Origin of the sequence: Streptomyces sp. NPDC002232 (genome assembly GCF_042890295.1) — a bacterium.
Classification (GTDB): Bacteria; Actinomycetota; Actinomycetes; order Streptomycetales; family Streptomycetaceae; genus Streptomyces.
Genome location: NZ_JBIARV010000003.1, coordinates 247,856 through 265,795, shown reverse-complemented (window position 1 = coordinate 265,795; position 17,940 = coordinate 247,856). Strand labels below are relative to the sequence as shown.

18 protein-coding genes are annotated in these 17,940 nt (G+C 75.2%); 9 read left to right on the top strand and 9 right to left on the bottom strand.

Translation table 11 applies throughout. The features are described from left to right. Positions 1-191 precede the first annotated feature (191 nt). A complete protein-coding gene (locus ACFYXU_RS13850) occupies positions 192-509 on the top strand; it encodes a hypothetical protein (protein ID WP_329849589.1) in 318 nt (105 codons plus the stop codon). 172 nt (positions 510-681) lie between these two features. Then, positions 682-1,275: an ATP-binding protein gene (locus ACFYXU_RS13845; RefSeq protein WP_376511251.1), complete on the top strand. Its 594-nt coding sequence runs from the start codon at positions 682-684 to the stop codon at positions 1,273-1,275. Positions 1,276-1,299: 24 nt separating this feature from the next. On the opposite strand, the gene ACFYXU_RS13840 is transcribed toward ACFYXU_RS13845, so the two are convergent. Genes ACFYXU_RS13840 through ACFYXU_RS13830 form a run of 3 tightly spaced genes read right to left on the bottom strand, consistent with a single transcriptional unit; the run spans position 1,300 to position 4,927 of the window. Further along, positions 1,300-3,858 (bottom strand): ABC transporter permease, encoded by a 2,559-nt coding sequence (locus ACFYXU_RS13840; RefSeq protein WP_389457749.1) that lies wholly within the window; start codon positions 3,856-3,858, stop codon positions 1,300-1,302. Beyond that, a complete protein-coding gene (locus ACFYXU_RS13835) occupies positions 3,855-4,625 on the bottom strand; it encodes an ABC transporter ATP-binding protein (protein WP_389409030.1) in 771 nt (256 codons plus the stop codon). The genes ACFYXU_RS13840 and ACFYXU_RS13835 overlap by 4 nt, the downstream gene beginning before the upstream one ends. Then, positions 4,622-4,927, bottom strand: coding sequence for an SHOCT domain-containing protein (locus ACFYXU_RS13830; protein WP_376511257.1), 306 nt, complete (start codon positions 4,925-4,927; stop codon positions 4,622-4,624). Before ACFYXU_RS13830 ends, ACFYXU_RS13835 begins: the two co-directional genes overlap by 4 nt. 155 nt (positions 4,928-5,082) lie before the next feature. On the opposite strand from ACFYXU_RS13830, the gene ACFYXU_RS13825 reads away from it, so the two are divergent. Then, a complete protein-coding gene (locus ACFYXU_RS13825; RefSeq protein WP_329849597.1) occupies positions 5,083-5,664 on the top strand; it encodes a TetR/AcrR family transcriptional regulator in 582 nt (193 codons plus the stop codon). Positions 5,665-5,696: 32 nt separating this feature from the next. Continuing rightward, the gene (locus ACFYXU_RS13820; protein ID WP_389409029.1) at positions 5,697-6,281 is read left to right on the top strand and encodes a DUF4865 family protein; all 585 of its coding nucleotides are present in this window, start codon (positions 5,697-5,699) and stop codon (positions 6,279-6,281) included. A 20-nt stretch (positions 6,282-6,301) separates the two neighbouring features. Here the strand turns inward: ACFYXU_RS13820 and ACFYXU_RS13815 are convergent, their stop codons facing one another. Then, positions 6,302-7,078 carry an SAM-dependent methyltransferase gene (locus ACFYXU_RS13815; RefSeq protein ID WP_389409028.1) on the bottom strand — a complete coding sequence of 259 codons (777 nt, stop codon included), beginning with the start codon at positions 7,076-7,078 and terminating at the stop codon, positions 6,302-6,304. A 102-nt stretch (positions 7,079-7,180) separates the two neighbouring features. On the opposite strand from ACFYXU_RS13815, the gene ACFYXU_RS13810 reads away from it, so the two are divergent. After that, positions 7,181-7,642: an SRPBCC domain-containing protein gene (locus tag ACFYXU_RS13810; RefSeq protein ID WP_389457747.1), complete on the top strand. Its 462-nt coding sequence runs from the start codon at positions 7,181-7,183 to the stop codon at positions 7,640-7,642. 189 nt (positions 7,643-7,831) lie between these two features. On the opposite strand, the gene ACFYXU_RS13805 is transcribed toward ACFYXU_RS13810, so the two are convergent. Continuing rightward, on the bottom strand, positions 7,832-9,058 hold the full coding sequence (locus tag ACFYXU_RS13805; RefSeq protein ID WP_376511265.1) for an ROK family protein: 1,227 nt from the start codon (positions 9,056-9,058) through the stop codon (positions 7,832-7,834). A gap of 82 nt (positions 9,059-9,140) precedes the next feature. Between ACFYXU_RS13805 and ACFYXU_RS13800 the strand changes: the two genes are divergently transcribed. Next, on the top strand, positions 9,141-10,364 hold the full coding sequence (locus ACFYXU_RS13800) for an MFS transporter (protein WP_389409027.1): 1,224 nt from the start codon (positions 9,141-9,143) through the stop codon (positions 10,362-10,364). Positions 10,365-10,408: 44 nt separating this feature from the next. Continuing rightward, positions 10,409-11,149, top strand: a complete 741-nt coding sequence (locus ACFYXU_RS13795; RefSeq protein WP_376511290.1) for a maleylpyruvate isomerase family mycothiol-dependent enzyme — start codon at positions 10,409-10,411, stop codon at positions 11,147-11,149. 168 nt (positions 11,150-11,317) lie between these two features. On the opposite strand, the gene ACFYXU_RS13790 is transcribed toward ACFYXU_RS13795, so the two are convergent. The 3 genes from ACFYXU_RS13790 to ACFYXU_RS13780 all read right to left on the bottom strand — a co-directional run bounded on the left by ACFYXU_RS13790 (position 11,318) and on the right by ACFYXU_RS13780 (position 14,155). Next, positions 11,318-11,983 (bottom strand): response regulator, encoded by a 666-nt coding sequence (locus ACFYXU_RS13790; protein WP_389409026.1) that lies wholly within the window; start codon positions 11,981-11,983, stop codon positions 11,318-11,320. Then, positions 11,980-13,176, bottom strand: coding sequence for a sensor histidine kinase (locus tag ACFYXU_RS13785; RefSeq protein WP_376511270.1), 1,197 nt, complete (start codon positions 13,174-13,176; stop codon positions 11,980-11,982). The genes ACFYXU_RS13790 and ACFYXU_RS13785 overlap by 4 nt, the downstream gene beginning before the upstream one ends. 283 nt (positions 13,177-13,459) lie before the next feature. Then, positions 13,460-14,155, bottom strand: a complete 696-nt coding sequence (locus ACFYXU_RS13780; RefSeq protein WP_376511272.1) for a TetR/AcrR family transcriptional regulator — start codon at positions 14,153-14,155, stop codon at positions 13,460-13,462. Positions 14,156-14,285: 130 nt separating this feature from the next. Between ACFYXU_RS13780 and ACFYXU_RS13775 the strand changes: the two genes are divergently transcribed. Then, a complete protein-coding gene (locus ACFYXU_RS13775) occupies positions 14,286-14,855 on the top strand; it encodes a nitroreductase family deazaflavin-dependent oxidoreductase (RefSeq protein ID WP_389409025.1) in 570 nt (189 codons plus the stop codon). A gap of 55 nt (positions 14,856-14,910) precedes the next feature. On the opposite strand, the gene ACFYXU_RS13770 is transcribed toward ACFYXU_RS13775, so the two are convergent. Further along, the gene (locus ACFYXU_RS13770; RefSeq protein ID WP_376511294.1) at positions 14,911-16,212 is read right to left on the bottom strand and encodes a geranylgeranyl reductase family protein; all 1,302 of its coding nucleotides are present in this window, start codon (positions 16,210-16,212) and stop codon (positions 14,911-14,913) included. A 344-nt stretch (positions 16,213-16,556) separates the two neighbouring features. Here ACFYXU_RS13770 and ACFYXU_RS13765 point away from each other — a divergent pair, with 344 nt between their 5' ends. After that, a complete protein-coding gene (locus tag ACFYXU_RS13765) occupies positions 16,557-17,921 on the top strand; it encodes a dipeptidase (RefSeq protein ID WP_389409024.1) in 1,365 nt (454 codons plus the stop codon). The last annotated feature ends 19 nt before the right edge of the window (positions 17,922-17,940 follow it).

The following is a 17,940-nucleotide window of genomic DNA, read 5'->3' as shown; positions in this document are numbered from 1 at the left end:
TCTCCTCATGTGTCCCCGATGGACTCCCCCAGCACCGACAATACCGCTCTCACCTGGGCAAACGTTCCCTTTGACGATCCATAGGCCTGCCTTGTGGACCCGTCCGGGAAGCCCCCCGGAAGGGCTACTGGTGCGCGCGGCGACGGCCCGGCACACTGAGTGGGGCAACCGGGTGAAAGGGGCGGATCGACATGGCGAATCCCGAGTTCAGCGCCAGGGGCGTACGGATCGCGCGCTGGCCGCGCTCGCTGACGCGGGCGGGAGAGGTGCGGATCGAGGACGGGCGCCTCGCGCTCCTCACGAGTTACGGCAGCGAGATCGACAGCGCTCCGGTCTCGGCGGTGCGGGCGGGGCGCCCGTGGTTCGCGAAGTCGGACGAGACGGTGGCGACCGTGAACGGCACGCGGTACCGGCTGACGCTCCAGGACCGCGACCCCGGCCGGGACGGCGGGGCGCAGACCTCGGGGCGCTTCCTCGCGGCGCTGCGGAGGGCGGCCGGACGGTCCTGAGCTGCGACGGCTCGCGGCGAGTTGCGGGGCGGTCACGGCTGGTCCAGGCTGGAACCCACCTCACTGAGGGTTCAGCGGTGGTGACGCTGCGATCGGGTCACCGCCCCTTCTGTACCGCATTGACGGATCCGAATCTTCGTCTTCTTCCGGACCACTTCGGGGAGTCGCAGCCGTGATCAGCGAGCCGAGCAGGTACTACGCGGTGGAGCTTCAGGCCCTGCCGTCGCGGATCGGACAGGTCCGCCGCATCATCTCCGCCCACCTCCGACATTGGCAGCTGGACGCCCTGGTCGACCAGGCCGTCCTCGGCGTGACGGAACTTCTGACGAACGTGCACCGTCACGCCCGGCCGGACAAGGACTGCACGGTGGAGCTCGAGCTGCTGCTCGACCGGCTCACCGTCTCGGTCCGTGACCACGATCCCCGGATCCCCGAGGTGCGTCCCCTGGACGCCTTCGGCCCGGTGGACGACCTCGACGCGCTCGCCACCTCCGGACGGGGTCTCGGCATCGTCCGCGCGCTCAGCGAGAGCTGGGGCATCCGGCCGTGCGGGGCGGACGGCAAGGTCGTGTGGTTCACGCTCACGGCGCCGCCCCTCGGCGGCCCCGTCGAGGAGTCCGCGCACGCCGTGAGCTCCGCCGCGGCGGACCTGCCGCTCGCGGGCCTCGGCTACAGCCGGCTCCCCGGTGTCCCGCTCAGCGCTCCGGCCGAAGCGGTGCCCGCCCCGTCGCTGGCCGGCCCGGTCCTGGCGGGCCGGGCGGGCTGACGGGGCCGGCGGGGCTTTGGGCGGTCACTCCGTGGCGATCGCCCGGAGGATCTCCAGCCGGGCCGCCCGGCGGGCCGGGCGCCAGGCCGCCAAGGCCCCCGCCACCAGTCCGACCAGGGCGACGGCCGCGAGCCGCACCACGGGCACGGCGAACGCGAGGGCGCTGCCGCCCGAGCCGTCCGTGGCGCGCACGAGGGCCCAGCCGAGGAAGGCGCCGAGTGCGAGACCGCCGACCGTGCCGAATGCGGCGACGAGTACCGACTCCCAGCGGACCATCGCCCGCAGCTGTGTCCGGGTCTGCCCGACGGCCCGCAACAGGCCCAGTTCGCGGGTGCGTTCGTGGACGGAGAGGGTCAGCGTGTTCGCGATGCCGAGCAGCGCGATGAGGACCGCGAGCGCGAGGAGCGCGTAGATCAGGGTGAGCATCATGTCGATGCCGCCCGCCGAGGCCGCCGCGTACTCCTCCCGGGTCTGCACCTCCGGGTGGCCGTACCGGTCGGCGACCTCGGTCACGGCGGCCTTGCCCTGCTTGGCACCGACGCCGTCCCGGAAGGACACGGCGACGAGCCGGTCGGCGTCCTGGGTGCGGTGCGGGGCCCAGGCCGCCCGGGTGACGAGGTAGTCCCCGGCGAGGTCGGCGCGCTGGTAGACCGCGCGGACCGTGAAGGTGTGGCGGCTGCCGTCGGTGAAGGTCAGCACGGCGGTCCGGCCCGGCGCCAGGCCCGAGTCGGCGGCCTCGTCGGCGGCGACGGCGATCCCGTCCGTACCGAGTCCGGTGAGGGAGCCCTGTACCTCCCCCAGGTCCAGCGTGCGGGCGAGCGCGGCCGGGTCGGTGACGGTGAGCGCGCGGCCCCTGCCGTCCACCTCCGCGACGCCCCGCCCCAGGCCGACGGCGGTGTCGACCTCGGGCAGCGCGGCGACGGCCGGGGCGAGGCGGGGGCTGAGCCCGCTGCCGCCCGCGCCGAACGAGGGCGTGCCGATGGCCACGTCCCCGGCGAAGGAACGGTCGACCGTGCGGTCCATGGTCGCCTTCAGCGAGGCGCCGAAGACCGTGAAGAGGGTGACGACGGCGACGCCGATCATCAGGGCGGTGGCGGTCGCGGCCGTACGGCCGGGGCTGCGCAGGGCGTTGCGCCGGGCGAGGCCGCGGTTGGTGCCGCGCAGCGGCCGGCCGAGCACCCGTACGGCGAGCGTGGCGGCGACCGGTCCGAGGACCACGAAGGCGGCGACGGCGAGACCGGCCCCGAGGGAGGCGAGCCACAGCGACGGGGTGCCCAGCACCCCGGCCAGGACCGTGCCGACGGCGGTCGCGAGCAGGGCGCCGCCGGTCAGGGCGCGTCGGCGCGAGGTGCCCGAGGCGTCCACGTCGGTCTCGCGGAGCGCGGCCAGCGGGGCCGTGCGTCCGGCCCGTACGGCCGGCAGGAGCGCCGAACCGGCGCAGACGGCGAGCCCGACGCCGAGCGGCAGCAGGAGGGAGGTGCCGGTGACGACGAGGTCGCCCTCGGGGAAGGGGAAGCCGATCGCGGGGAACAGCGCCTGGAGTCCGGCGGCCACGCCGATCCCGGTGAGGAGTCCGGCGAGGGAGGCGAGGAGTCCGACGGCGAGCGCCTCGGCGAGCGTGCCGGTGACGATCTGGCGGCGTGCGGCGCCGATGGCGCGGAGCAGGGCGTTCTCGCGGGTGCGCTGGGCGACGAGGACCGCGAAGGTGTTGTGGATGGTGAAGACGGAGACGAGGACGGCGACCCCGCTGAAGACCAGCAGGAAGGTGGTGAAGAGGTCCAGGAAGCGTCCGGAGACCATCTGGGTGTTCTCCTCGGCGGCCTGCTGTCCGGTGATCGCCTCGACACCGTCGGGCAGCGCGGGCGTGAGCGCGGCGACGAGTTCCTCCTGCGAGACGCCGGGACCCGCCCGTACGGCGATGCTGGTCGCCTCGCCGGGCCGGGCGGTCAGGTGCTTCTCCGCGTCGGCGCGGGTGAGGCCGGTCCAGGTGACCTGCCCCATGCCGTCGGCGCCGCCGAAGGTGGCCAGGCCCACGACGGTGACCTTCACCGGGTCGGGGGTGCGCAGGACCGTCGTGTCGCCGACGGCGAGACCGGCCGTCTTCGCCGCGCCCCGGTTGACGACGACCTCGCCGGGGGCGTGCGGCGCGTGGCCTTCCGCGAGGCGGTACGGGTTGAGGGCGGGGTCCTCGATCCAGTTGCCCGCCAGGGTGGGCGGACCCTTGCCGCCGACGGGGGTGCCGTCGGCGGTGAGGAGCTGGCCCGCGCCCTCGATGCGGGGCGCGGCGGCGGCGACCCGGGGCAGGGTGGCGAGCCGATCGGCGAGGGCCGCGTCGACGGGGCCCCTGGTTCCCTGGCCCTCGCCGGGGGCGGTCACGGTGGTGGAGCTGCGGACGACGGCGTCGGTGCCGCGGGTGGCGCTGGTGAACATCGAGTCGAAGCTCGCCCGGAGGGTGTCGCCCATGACGAGGGTGCCGGTGAGGAAGGCGACGCCCAGGAGGACGGCGGCGAAGGTGCCGAGGAAGCGGCGCCGGTGCGCGCGGAGGGAGGAGCGGGCGAGGCGGAGGGTGGCGGGGGTGTTCATGGGGTGCCTCCGGGGACCGTCGTGATGCCCGTGTCGAAGGCCTTCATGCGGTCGAGGACGCGGTCGGCCGTGGGGCCGGTCATGCGGTCGACGAGCCTGCCGTCCGCGAGGAAGACCACCTCGTCGGCGTGGGCGGCGGCGACGGGGTCGTGGGTGACCATGACGACCGTGCGGCCGGTGTCGCGGACCGTGCGGCCGAGCAGGCGCAGGACCTCCTCGCCGGAGCGCGAGTCGAGGTTGCCGGTGGGTTCGTCCGCGAAGACGACGTCGGGGTCGCCGGCGAAGGCCCGGGCGACGGCGACCCGTTGCTGCTGCCCGCCGGAGAGCTCGCCCGGCCGGTGGTGGAGGCGGTCGCGCAGGCCGACGGTGTCGACGAGCCGGTCGAAGCGCTCGCGGTCGACGGGGTGCCCGGCGAGGTCGAGCCGGAGGGTGATGTTCTCGGCGACGGTGAGGGTCGGCAGCAGGTTGAAGGCCTGGAAGACGAAGCCGATCCGGTCCCGGCGCAGCCGGGTCAGGCGCCGGTCGTCGAGGCTGGAGAGGTCGGTGTCGCCGACGAGCGCGGCGCCGGAGGTGAGGGTGTCGAGTCCGGCGGCGCAGTGCATGAGGGTGGACTTGCCGGAGCCGGACGGGCCCATGACGGCGGTGAAGCGGCCGGCGGGGAAGCCGACGCTCACCCCGTCGAGGGCCCTGACCTCGGTGTCGCCGCGCCCGTAGACCTTGACGGCGTCGACGACGCGGGCCGCGGGGAGCGGGGCGGGCGCGGTCATGTCCGGCGTCCCTTCGGGTCCGCGCTGCGGCCGAACTGCTCCTCCAGGACGCTCAGGCGCCGCCAGTACTCGTCCTCGTCGATCTCCCCGGCAGCGAACCGGTGGCCGAGCAGGGCGATGGGCGAGTTCTCGTCCGGTCCGCCGTCGCGGCGGGCGCCGGGGCCGAAGCCCGGGCCGAAGCCGCGTCCGCGGCGCCATCCGGCGCGACGGGCGACGGTGACGACCGCGATGACGACGGCCGCCCAGACGAGGGGGAAGAAGAGGATCCACGGGCCGGGGCCGGCGTGGGCGAGTGTGTTCATGGTGGTTCAGCTCCTCCGCTGGGGTGCGGTGTTGTCCGTGGTTCGAGCGTCGCTCCGGGAGGGGGTCCGGGTCGTCGTACGGGCAGCGGCTTCCGGCGTACGCCCCGGGGAGTACGCCGGCGCGCGGGACCTGCTTCCGTTCTGTACCTACTGGTATGTACAGTGCGCTCATGAGCATGAACGCGTCCGAGCGGCTGATCGAGGCGACCCGTGAGCTGCTGTGGGAACGGGGCTATGTGGGCACCAGCCCCAAGGCCGTCCAGCAGGCGGCGGGAGCGGGCCAGGGCAGCATGTACCACCACTTCGCCGGCAAGCAGGACCTGGCGCTCGCCGCCATCCGGCGCTCGGCGGAGGAGCTGGGTGCCGCGGCCGAAGCGGTCCTGGGCGGCGGGGGCTCGGCGTACGCCCGCGTGGAGGCGTACCTGCTCCGCGAGCGCGACGTCCTGCGCGGCTGCCCGGTGGGGCGGCTGACCATGGACCCGGAGGTGATCGCGGACCCCGGGCTGCGCGCCCCGGTGGAGGAGGTGCTCGGGCGGGTGCGCGGGCGGCTCGCGGAGGTGGTCCGGGAGGGCGTCGACAGCGGGGAGTTCAGCCCCGCCCTCGACCCGGACGAGATCGCCGCCTCGGTGCTCGCGACCGTCCAGGGCGGTTACGTGCTGGCCCGTGCGACGGGTTCGCGGGCGCCCTTCGACAGCGCCGTACGCGGGCTGCTCGCCCTGCTCGCCCCTTCCGCGTGAGCCACGCGGACCCCGAGAGAAGGAGTCTCACCGTGCACGCGATGCAGTACGAGATCACCCTGCCGGCCGACTACGACATGGAGATCGTCCACGACCGGGTGGCGACCCGGGGCCATCTGCTCGACGACTTCCCCGGGCTCGGCCTGAAGGCCTATCTGGTCCGGGAGCGGGAGTCCGGCTCGCCCGTGAACCAGTACGCGCCGTTCTACCTCTGGAACACCGCGGAGGGCATGAACTCCTTCCTCTGGGGCCCCGGTTTCCAGGGCATCGTGCGCGACTTCGGCCGGCCGGTGGTGCGGCAGTGGACGGGAGTGTCGTACGAGGAGGGGCCGGCGGCCGCCGTGGTCCCGGGCGCGGCGACGCGCCGCAGGACCCCGCTCGGGGAGGCGGTGGCGCCCGGCGAGGCCGTGACGGAGGCCGTCGCCCGGCACGCGCGCGAGGCGCGGCGGGACGGGGTGGTCGCGTCCGCCCTGGCGGTGGACCCGCACCAGTGGGAACTGCTGGCGTTCACCCTGTGGGCGGGCCCGGAAGCCCCCGCCGACGAGGGCGAGCGCTTCCGGGTGCCGCACCTGTCGCAGCCGGGCCGTGCCGGGCTCCGGCGGGGGCGGCAGTGGTGAGGGCCGCCCGGCGGTGAGGCTCAGGCCACCGCGACGAGCGTGAGGTAGGCGATGCCGAGGACACCGCGGTAGCCGTTCAGCCAGCTCGCACGCTGCCGGTCGACCCGCTCGCGCGTCTCGGCGGCGCGCGGGTGGTCGGGGTGGGCGGCGAGCCAGACCTCGGTGTCGTAGCGGTAGCCGGACTCGAACTCCTCCCATTCCTCCCGGGTCGCCGTCTCGATCCAGGCGGGCCGGAAGCCCGCGTCGATCGCGAGGTCGACGAGCGCACCGAGCGAGGTGTGGTCCCCGGTGGTCGCGTCGGGCCACATCCCGGCGAGTTCCGCGTCGGTGGGCGTGCGCTCCCAGAAGCCCTCGCCGAGCACGACCCGTCCGCCGGGCCGGACCAGCCGACGCAGTTCGCGCAGGGCGGCGGCCGGGTCGTGCGGCAGGTCGGGGTCGCAGAGGGCCTGGCTGGAGCCGAGACAGAGGACGGCGTCGACGGGGCCCCGGTCGGTGCCGCGCGCCGACTCCTCGACGAACGCCACCCGGTCGGCCAGGCCGCGCTCTCCGGCGAGCTCCCGGCCGCGCTCCAGGTCCTCGGAGTTGATGTCGATCCCGGTGCCGGTGGCGTCGGGCACCGCCTCCAGGAGGCGGAGGAGCAACTCGCCCCAGCCGCAGCCGATGTCGAGCGCGTCGGCCGGCCCGGTGGCGGCGAGCCGCTCGATCATGCGGGTGGCGCGGGCCTCGGAGAGGGGACCGTGGAAGACGAGGCTGCCGAGGCGCGGAGGAAGGTCCGCGGCGGAATCAGAGGTGATCATGGGGAGGAACGGTACGTCGCCCCGGTCCCCGGCACACCTGATTTCCGACGGCGCCCGCGCCGGTGCGCGGCTAGCCTGGGAGGCGTGTAGTACACCACGCGCGTGTCCCGTCACGTCGACGCCCCCGCCTCGGTCGTCTACCGGTCGCTCCTCGATCCGGACGCCGTGGCCCGCTGGCGGGTCCCCTTCGGCATGACCTGCGAGGTCCAGTCCTTCGAGGCGCGCGAGGGCGGCGCGTTCCGGGTGTCGCTGCGGTACGGGTCGGCCGGCGGCGCGGGGAAGTCGGGGGGCGGCACGGACACGTACCACGGCACGTTCCTGGAGCTCGTGCCGTACGAACGGGTCGTCGAGAGCATCGAGTTCGAGACGCCGGACCCGCGTCTGCACGGCACCATGATCGTCACGACGACGCTGACCGCGATCGGCGACGGCACGGAGGTCTCGGTCGTGCACGAGGGGGTGCCGGACGTCGTTCCGGCCCCGGAGAACGAGACGGGGACGCGCATGGCCCTGGACCGGCTCGCCGCGCTGGCGGAGGGACGGCCTGACCCGGCCGGAGACTGACCGGACCCGGCGCGGGGGGCGGAGGCGTCGGAGCGGTTGAGCGGCCACGCGACGCTGGGCCCGTTTCGCCTCAGGCTTCGGCTTCGGTGTCCGCTTCGACTTCGGCTTCGACTCAGGCTTCGACTTCGACTCAGGCTCAGGCTTCGGCTTCGGCTTCGGCTTCGGCTTCGGCTTCGGCTTCGGCTTCGGTCAGACCGTCTCGCGGCCGAGGGCCGCCAGCGGGTCGTCCAGGACCGGCTGCCAGGCCAGTTCGGCCGCGCCGACCAGGCTGTTGTGGTCCAGGGTGCACGGGAGGATCGGCACCCCGCCGCTGCGGCCCCAGAGGCTGCGGTCGGCGACCACCGCGCGGAGCCGCTCGGGGTCCGCGTCGAGCAGCTCGCGGTGGAGCCCGCCGAGGATGATCCGGTCCGGGTTGAGGATGTTCACGAGGCCGGCGAGGCCCAGGCCCAGGCGGTCGATCAGCTCCCCCACCGCGACCCGGACCCCCGGGTCCTCGGGGCTGGTGCGCAGCAGGTCCCGGGACTGCTGGAGCAGCGAGACCTCGGGGCCCGGAATCCGGCCCGCGGCCGTGAGGAACGCGAGCGGGTCGGTCTCGACGTCGAGGCAGCCGCGGCTGCCGCAGTGGCAGGGTCGCCCCTCCGGGTTCACCGTGAGGTGGCCGACCTCCAGGGCCAGGCCCGAACTGCCGGTGTGCAGACGGCCGTCGAGGACGAGCGCCCCGCCGACTCCGCGGTGGCCGGTGGCGACGCAGAGCAGGTCCCGGGCGCCGCGCCCGGCGCCGTGGCGGTGCTCCGCCAGCGCGGCGAGGTTCACGTCGTTGCCGGTGAAGGCGGGGCCCTCGATCCCGGCGGCCCGTACCCGCTCGGCGAAGATCTCCCGTACGGGGGCTCCGGCGGGCCAGGCGAGGTGGAGCGGGTTGAGCGCCGTCCCCTCGGGTTCGGCGACGGCGGACGGTGCGGCGAGTCCGGCCCCGACGCAGCGGCGGCCGCTCGCCGCGAGGAGCGCCGTGCCCGCCTCGACGACGGCGCCGAGGACCTGCGCCGGGTCGGCGGAGACGGTGACGCAGCCGGGTGCCGTGGCGACGATCGTGCCGCCGAGGCCGACGAGCGCGGCCCGGAAGCCGTCGGCATGCACCTGGGCGGCGAGGGCGACGGGGCCCTTCTCGTCGACGGCGAGGCGGTGCGAGGGCCGCCCCTGGGAGCCCGCCGCGGCACCGGGGTTGGAGTCGACCCGGATGAGGCCGAGGGCCTCCAGCTCGGCGGCGACGGCGCCCGCGGTGGCCCGGGTGACGCCGAGCTCGGCGGTGAGGACGGCCCTGGTCGGGGCCCTGCCGGTGTGGACCAGTTCCAGCGCGGGGCCGAGCGCGCTACGCCCCCTGTCCAGCCGTGTCCGGGTCGTCGTCGCCTTGCCGTTCATGGGGGTGAGTCTCCCATGATCAGGCCGGTCCGCCGTCCCCGCCCGGTTGATTCCCCCGCCGCTCGCCCCCTATCCTGAGTTTGTGCCGCTACTAAACAAAGTACGGACGGCCATGACGGGGGGACCCGGCGGAGACAACGCCACCCGCTCCCTGACCCGCCTCCGCTCCGCCCTGACCCTCTTCTTCGCCCTCGACGGCTTCCTGTTCGCCGGCTGGGTGGTCCGCATCCCCGCCGTCAAGCAGCAGACCGGCGCCTCGGCCGGAGACCTCGGCCTCGCCCTCCTCGGCGTGTCCGCGGGCGCCGTGATCACGATGACGCTGACCGGGCGGCTCTGCCGCCGGTACGGATCCCACGCCGTCACGGTCGTCACCGCCGTCCTCCTCTCGCTGTCGGTCACCCTCCCGGCGCTCACCCGGTCCCCGCTCGCGCTCGGTCTCGTGCTGCTCGTCTTCGGCGCCGCGTACGGCGGGATCAACGTCGCCATGAACAGCGCCGCCGTGGATCTCGTGGCCGCGCTGCGGCGGCCCGTCATGCCGAGCTTCCACGCCGCGTTCAGCCTCGGCGGCATGCTCGGCGCCGGCCTCGGCGGCCTGCTCGCCGGGAGCCTGTCCCCCACCGCCCACCTCGCCGGACTCGGCCTCGTCGGACTCGCCCTCACCGCCCTGGCCGGACCCGTGCTGCTGCGGCACCCGTCACCCGTGCCCCACGAGGCCCTCCCGTCGCCGTCCGCCGCCGCCCCGCGGGCGGCCGGGGCACGCCGTACGGTCCTCGTCTTCGGCGTCATCGCGCTCTGCACGGCGTACGGCGAGGGGGCGCTGGCCGACTGGGGCGCACTCCACCTGTCGCAGGACCTGAACGCGCACCCCGGGGTGGCCGCGGCGGGCTACTCCGTCTTCGCCCTGACCATGACCGCGGGCCGGCTCTCCGGCACCGCCCTGCTCGAACGCCTCGGCCAGACCCGCACCCTGGTCGCGGGCGGTGCCACCGCGGCCGCCGGCATGCTCCTCGGCGCGCTCGCGCCGAGCGTCTGGGCCACGCTCCTCGGCTTCGCGGTCACCGGCCTCGGCCTGGCCAACATCTTCCCCGTCGCCGTGGCCCGCGCGGGCGCGGTCGCCGGTCCCGGCGGGGTCGCCACGGCGTCCACCCTCGGCTACGGGGGGATGCTCCTCGGCCCTCCGTCGATCGGCTTCCTCGCCGACTGGTTCTCCCTGCCCGTCGCCCTCACGACCGTCGCGGTCCTCGCGGCCGGTGCGGCCGTCATGGGTTACTGGGCCCGCAACGCGGGAGCCACCGGGGCGCGTTGATCCGTCACCCTCGTCCGCCTGCCACAATCCGCTCCATGGACACCCTGACGATCACGGAGCACATCGACGCCCTGGAGGCCGCGGGCCGCGGCCTCGCGGACGCCGCGGCACAGGCCGGGCCCGACGCGGAGGTGCCGACCTGCCCCGGCTGGCGGGTCCGCGACCTGCTCCGCCACACGGCGATGGTGCACCGCTGGGCCACCACGCTGGTGGCCGAGGCCCGCACCTCGTACCACCCGGGTGACGGCGAGACCACGCTCGACGGGGAGGACCTGCTGGCCCACTTCCGCGAAGGACACGCGCGCCTCGTCGCCACCCTGCGCGCGGCGCCGGAGTCGCTGGAGTGCTGGACCTTCCTGCCCGCGCCCTCCCCGCTGGCCTTCTGGGCCCGGCGGCAGGCGCACGAGACGACCGTCCACCGCGCCGACGCCGAGTCCGCCCTCGGCGGCGGTCCCGGGCCGGTGGATCCGGCGGTCGCCGTCGACGGCGTCGACGAACTGCTCGGCGCGTTCCACTCCGGCGAGCGCAGCCGAGTGCGGCCCGAGGAGCCCCGCACCCTGCGGCTGCGGGCGACGGACACCGGCGACGTCTGGACCGTACGCCTGACCCCGGCGGAGCCGCCCCGGACGGAGCGGGGCGCGCGGGGGCCCGCCGACACGGAACTGAGCGGTCCCGCCGACCGGCTCTACCTGACCCTCTGGAACCGGCTGCCGGCGGACGCCGTCACGGTGTCCGGCGACCCGGACCTCGCCCGGCTGTGGCGGGAGACGTCCGCGATCACCTGAGGGTGAGACGCGTCCGCGACCACCTGGGGGTGAGCCCCGGGGCCGGTCGGGCCGGGTTCAGGCCGGGCCGGGCCTGTCGAGCGGGGGGTCGGGCCGGTCGGGGCTCACTCAGACCGGGCCGGTCGGGCCCGGATCCGCCACGGCGGGTCGGGAACGGACCGGTCGGGCTCAGCCCAGCCAGCCCGGGCGGACCAGGCCCGACTCGTAGGCGAGGACCACCAGTTGGGCGCGGTCACGGGCACCGAGCTTCACCATGGCACGGCTCACATGGGTCTTCGCCGTGAGCGGGCTCACCACCAGCCTGCGGGCGATCTCCTCGTTCGACAGGCCGATGCCCACCAGGGCCATCACCTCCCGCTCCCGGTCCGTCAGGGCGCCCAGCGCGGCCGTCGCCGCCGGGGCCTTGGAGCGGGCCGCGAACTCCTCGATGAGCCGGCGGGTGACGCCCGGGGAGAGGAGCGCGTCCCCGTGGACCACCGCGCGCACGGCCCGCAGGAGCTCCTCCGGCTCGGTGTCCTTGACCAGGAAGCCGGAGGCACCCGCGCGGATCGCCTCGAAGACGTACTCGTCGAGCTCGAACGTGGTCAGCATGACGACCCGCACCCCGCCGAGGCCGGGGTCGCCGGTGATGTGGCGGGTGGCCTCCAGGCCGTCGAGCCGGGGCATCCGGATGTCCATGAGGACGACGTCGGGACGCAGGGCGCGGACCCGTTCCACCGCCTCGTCGCCGTCGGCGGCCTCACCGGCCACCTCGATGTCGGGCTGGGCGTCGAGCAGCGCGCGGAACCCCGCCCGTACCAGCGACTGGTCGTCGGCGAGCAGAACGCGGATCACGGGGTTCCCTCCGGGCGCAGCGGGAGCACGGCGTGGACGCGGAAGCCGCCGTCCGGGCGGGCGCCCGCCTCGATGGTGCCACCCAGGGCCGCGGCCCGCTCCCGCATGCCGGCCAGTCCGTTGCCGCTGCCCCCGGCCTCGGTGCCGGTGGCGGGGCCGTCGTCGTCGACGGTCAGTTCCAGGCGTCCGGCGCCGTGTCCGACCCTCACGAGGGCCGTACGGGAACCGGAGTGGCGCACCACGTTGGTGAGCGCCTCCTGCACGATCCGGAAGGCGGCGAGGTCGGCGCCGGGCGGCAGGGCGGCCGGAGGTCCGGACGTCTCGACGGTGACGGTGAGACCGGCGGCGGCGGCCTGCTCGACGAGCTCGGGGAGCCGGCCGAGCCCGGGGGCCGGGGCGCGTGGGGCGTCGCCGGGGGTGCGGAGGGTGTCGAGGACCTGCCGGACCTCGCCGAGCGCCTCCTTGCTGGCCGCCTTGATCGTGGCCAGCGCGGTCCTGGCCTGCTCCGGGTCGGAGTCGAGGAGGGCGAGGCCCACGCCCGCCTGGACGTTGATGACGGAGATCGAGTGGGCGAGCACGTCGTGGAGCTCGCGGGCGATCCGGAGCCGCTCCGCGTCGGCGCGGCGCCGCTCGGCGGCGGCCCGCTCGGCCCGCTGCTGGGCCCGCTGCTCGCGCCGCACCCGGACGGCCTCGGAGGCGGCGAGCACGGCGACGGCGAACGCCGCGGCCGGCAGCTCCTGCCCCCAGGGCGCGGGTCCGTCCCCGGCCGGGGGCAGCCACCGGTAGAGCCAGTGCGAGAGCAGCAGGTGCCCCGCCCAGACCAGGCCGATGCCCCACCAGGCGGCGGTCCGGTGGCCGTGCACGACGGCCGCGAAGCAGGCGACCGCGATCATGACGAAGACCGGGCCGTACGCGTACCCGGCCGCGAGGTAGCCGAGGGTGACGGCCGCGACGGCGAACACCACCGGCACCGGCCTGCGGTGACGGAACAGCAGCGGGACCGTCCCGAGCAGGAGCAGCGCCCGCCCGGCGGCGTCGAGCGGCTCCCGGCCGGTCTGGTTGCGCGCGGCGAACCCGGAACCGACCAGGACGAAGACCGCGATCAGCAGCGTCGACCGCCAGGGCAACCCGTCGCCGCGCCCCCACCGGTCCCAGGGCCCGCGCGGCCAGTCCTCGTGCATCCCGGCGTCCATACCGGTCACGCTAGCCGGGCGCGCCCCGCACGCACGTCAGCCCGGCGGGGTGGTCGCGGCTACTCCCCCGGGAGTACGAGGCGGGGGGCGGGGGCCCCGAGGCCTGGACGGCGGCCGGGGGGAGGATCCGGGGCCGGAGCCGGGTCGGGAGCCTGGGGCGGGAGCCAGGGCGCGGCCCGGGACCAAGCCCCGGCCCGGAACCAAGCCCCGGCCCGGAACCAGGGCCTGGCCCGGAGCCAGGGGCAGGCCCGGGCCTTGGCCCGCCCCGGCGTCTCCCGTCGGGTCAGCCCCGTGGCAGGAGGCCCACGTCCTGGCCCAGGCGGCGGGCCGCCGTCGCGAAGAAGGTGTCGCGGTCCTCGACGACGCGGTGGAACTGCCCGAAGACCTCGAAGGAGACCAGCCCGAAGAGCTGCGCCCAGGCGGCGACCAGCGCGACGGCCAGGGCCGGGGGGAGGTCCGGGGCGAAGTCGGCGCTCATGCGGACGGCCTCGGGGCGCAGGTCGTCCGCGAGCGGCGGAAGGGCGACGCCCTCGGCCGCGTGAGCCCGGCGGGCGATCTCGATGAGGACGAGTCCGACGCGGGAGGCGGGGACGACCGTGTCCTGGGGGGCGGTGTAGCCGGGGACCGGGGAGCCGTAGATGAGGGCGTACTCGTGGGGGTGGGCGAGGGCCCAGGTGCGGACCGCCCGGCAGACGGCGGTCCAGCGGTCCAGGGGGCGGTCCGTCACGGCCTCGGCGGCGGCCTGCTCGGCGGCGGCGCCGACGGCGTCGTAGGCGTCGACGATGAGCGCGGTGAGGAGGTCGTCCCGGCTGGGGAAGTAGCGGTAGAGCGCGGAGGAGACCATGCCCAGCTCGCGGGCGACGGCCCGCAGGGACAGCTTGGCCGCCCCTTCGGCGGCGAGCTGGGTGCGGGCCTCGTCCTTGATGGCGGCGGTGATCTCGATGCGGGCGCGGGCGCGGGCTCCTCGGACGGTCGTCATGGAGAGCAGTGTGCCACTTTTGGAGCACCGATACGAAACGAGAGCACTGCTCTTGCTTGTGAGCACCGAACCGTGCACACTGATCTCAAGCGAGAGCAGTGCTCACACTTAGCAGCCCCAGGAGACCCCCATGTCCGCTCAGCCCGCCGACCCCGCCCCCACCGGCTCGACCCCTGCCGGCCAGGCGCCCACCGGATCCAAGCCCGCCGGCCCCACCCCCACCGGCCCCACGCCCCCCGCCCACGTCAAGAAGCCCGGCTGGTTCACCGTGCACGTCGTCAACCGGGCCGTCGCCTGGATGACCCGCCGCGGCATCAGCGTCTGGGGCTCCCGTGTCCTCGCCGTCCGGGGCCGCAAGAGCGGCGAATGGCGCCGCACCCCCGTCAACCTCATGACCGTGGACGGCGCCCGGTACCTCGTCGCGCCCCGTGGCCACGTCCAGTGGACCCACAACATGCGGGCCGCCGGCGGTGGGCAGCTGCACCTCGGCAAGCACGTGGAGGAGTTCACCGCCGTCGAGGTCGCCGACGACGACAAGCCCGTCCTGCTCCGCGCCTACCTGAAGCGCTGGAAGGCCGAGGTGGGCGTCTTCTTCGACGGCGTCGGCCCTGACTCCTCCGACGAGGAGCTGCGGGCCATCGCCCCCAGGCACCCCGTCTTCCGCATCACGACGACGGGCCCCGCCTCCCCGGCGGCATGAGCCGGCCGGAGCGGCGGAGCCCGCACCCGTCGTCCGCGGCGCGTGCCGCGATCGGTCAGACCTCTTCCGCTGCCTCCGCGGACTCGGCGCCCTCCGGCTCGGACCCCGCGCGGTCGCGCGCGCTGACGCCCCGCCCCGCCGGGCCGACGCCGGACGTGGTGTCCATGCGCTTGTCGAGGAGCTCCAGGGCCCGCCGGGCGAGCCCGTTCGAGCGGACCATGCCGCCGAGCGTGGCCGCGCCGCGGGTGATGTCCGCGAAGGCGTTCCAGGCCGGCCGCACGCCCGTGATGGTCGCGTGCAGCAGCCCCGGCCGCCGCTCGAAGACGGCGAGCATCCGGCGCCCGACCGCCATCTCGACCCCGAGCCCCGCCTTGATGGCGAAGGCGTAGTTCAGGGCCTGCCGGCGCGCGTCGACCGCGTCGCCCGACTCCGCGACCCGCACCGCCCACTCCCCCGCGAGACGGCCCGAGCGGAGCGCGTACGAGATGCCCTCGCGCGTCCACGGCTCCAGGAGGCCCGCGGCGTCACCGCAGACGAGGACCCGGCCGCGGGAGAGCGGCGAGTCGTCGGTGCGGCAGCGCGTCAGATGACCCGAGGAGATCGTGGGCTCGAAGCCGGCGAGGCCGAGCCGGGCCACGAAGTCCTCCATGTACCGCTTGGTGGCGGCGCCCTCACCGCGCGCCGAGATGACGCCGACGGTCAGCGTGTCGCCCTTGGGGAACACCCAGCCGTAACTGCCGGGCATCGGACCCCAGTCGATGAGGACCCGCCCCTTCCAGTCCTCCGCCACCGACGGCGGCACCGGGATCTCCGCCTCCAGGCCCAGGTCGACCTGGCCGAGCTTCACCCCCACGTGAGCGCCTATCCGGCTGGCGCTGCCGTCGGCGCCGACGACCGCGCGCGCGAGGACGGTCTCGCCGTCGGCGAGGACGACGGCGACCGTGCGCCGGTCCGGGACGGCCGGGCCGTGCTGCTCCACCCGGGTCACCGTGGCACCGGTCCGCAGTTCGGCGCCCGCCTTCTGGGCGTGCTCGACGAGCTGCGCGTCGAACTCGGGACGGTTGATGAGCCCGAAGAGCATCCGGCGCGAGCGGCGGGTGCGGGCGAAGCGTCCGTCCAGGGAGAAGGTGACGGCGTGGACCCGGTCCTGGAGGGGCAGTTCGAAGCCCGGCGGGAGCGAGTCGCGCGAGGGGCCGATGATGCCGCCGCCGCAGGTCTTGTAGCGGGGCAGCTCCGACTTCTCCAGGAGCAGCACCCGGCGGCCGGCGACCGCGGCCGCGTAGGCGGCGGACGCGCCGGCCGGTCCCGCGCCGACCACCACGACGTCCCAGACGTCGGCCGACTCCTCGGCCTCCAAAGCGGACTCCCCCTCCGCGCCCCCGACCGGCGGGACGTCCGGCACCGCGTCGTCCGGCAGGGGCGCCGGCTCCGCGTCCGCACGTCCGGCCGCGCTCCGGGCGGCGCTCCCCTCGGCCCCGGGAGCCGCGTCTGCGGGCTCGGCGGGCTCCGGACCGGCGTTCTCTGCGTGCTCGCTGCTCACGTGTGCTTCTGCTCCTGATCCGACCGGTGGTCTGCTCCTGACGCATCCTACGGCGCGGTAGCCAGGGGCCCGCCCGTAGGATCGACGGTGCGTTCGCCGTACCACGACATACGACGAACGTCCTCCTCAGTCGTAACGTCGCACCCATCAGGAGCGTGCCCATGACCTCGAATCCGATCGCCGAGACCGTCCGGTCACTGATGCCCCGGGCCAAGGCCGAGCTCACGGAGCTGGTGGCCTTCGAGTCGGTGGCGGACGAGGCCGTGGCGCCCCGCAGCGAGTGCGAGGCCGCCGCAGGCTGGGTCGCGGACGCCCTGCGCTCCGAGGGCTTCGAGGACGTGGCGCTGCTCGACACCCCGGACGGCTCGCAGTCGGTGTACGGCGTCCTGCCCGGCCCGGCCGGCGCGCCGACCGTCCTGCTGTACGCGCACTACGACGTGCAGCCGAAGCTGGACGAGTCCGTCTGGCTCTCCCCGCCGTTCGAGCTGACCGAGCGGGACGGCCGCTGGTACGGGCGCGGCACCGCCGACTGCAAGGGCGGCTTCATCATGCACCTGCTCGCGCTGCGCGCCCTCAAGGCGAACGGCGGGGTGCCGGTGACCGTCAAGGTCGTCGTGGAGGGCTCGGAGGAGCAGGGCACCGGCGGTCTGGAGCGGTACGCGGAGCAGCACCCCGATCTGCTCACCGCCGACGCCATCGTGATCGGCGACGCGGGCAACTTCCGGGTGGGCCTGCCGACCGTGACCGCGACCCTGCGCGGCATGACGATGATCCGGGTCCAGATCGACACCCTGGAGGGCAATCTGCACTCCGGTCAGTTCGGCGGCGCCGCGCCCGACGCGCTGGCCGCGCTGATCCGCGTCCTCGACTCGCTGCGGGGACCGGACGGTTCGACCGTCATCGACGGTCTCGCGGGCGACCAGGTGTGGGAGGGCCTCCAGTACCCGGAGGAGGACTTCCGCCAGGACGCCAAGGTGCTGGCGGGCGTGTCGCTGCCGGGCGCCGGCACCGTCGCCGACCGGATCTGGGCCCGCCCGGCCGTCACGGTCATCGGCATCGACTGCCACCCGGTGGCCGGGGCGACCCCCTCGGTCCCGAAGTCGGCCCGTGCGCAGATCAGCCTGCGGGTGCCGCCGGGCGAGGACGCGGCCGAGGTGACGAAGCTGCTCTTCGCGCACATCGAGAAGCACACGCCGTGGGACGCGCGGGTGACGCTGGAGCAGGTCGGCCAGGGTCAGCCGTTCCAGGCGGACACCTCCAGCCCGGCGTACGCCTCGATGGCCGAGGCGATGCGGGTCGCGTACCCCGGTGAGGAGATGCAGACGGCCGGCATGGGCGGCTCGATCCCGCTGTGCAACACGCTGGCCTCGCTCTACCCGGAGTCGGAGATCCTGCTGATCGGCCTGAGCGAGCCGGAGGCGCAGATCCACGCGCCGAACGAGTCCGTCTCGCCGGAGGAGCTGGAGCGGCTCTCGGTCGCCGAGGCGCACTTCCTCGTCAACTACGCCCGCTCGAAGCAGGTCTGACGCCGGATCGGGCCCGGCG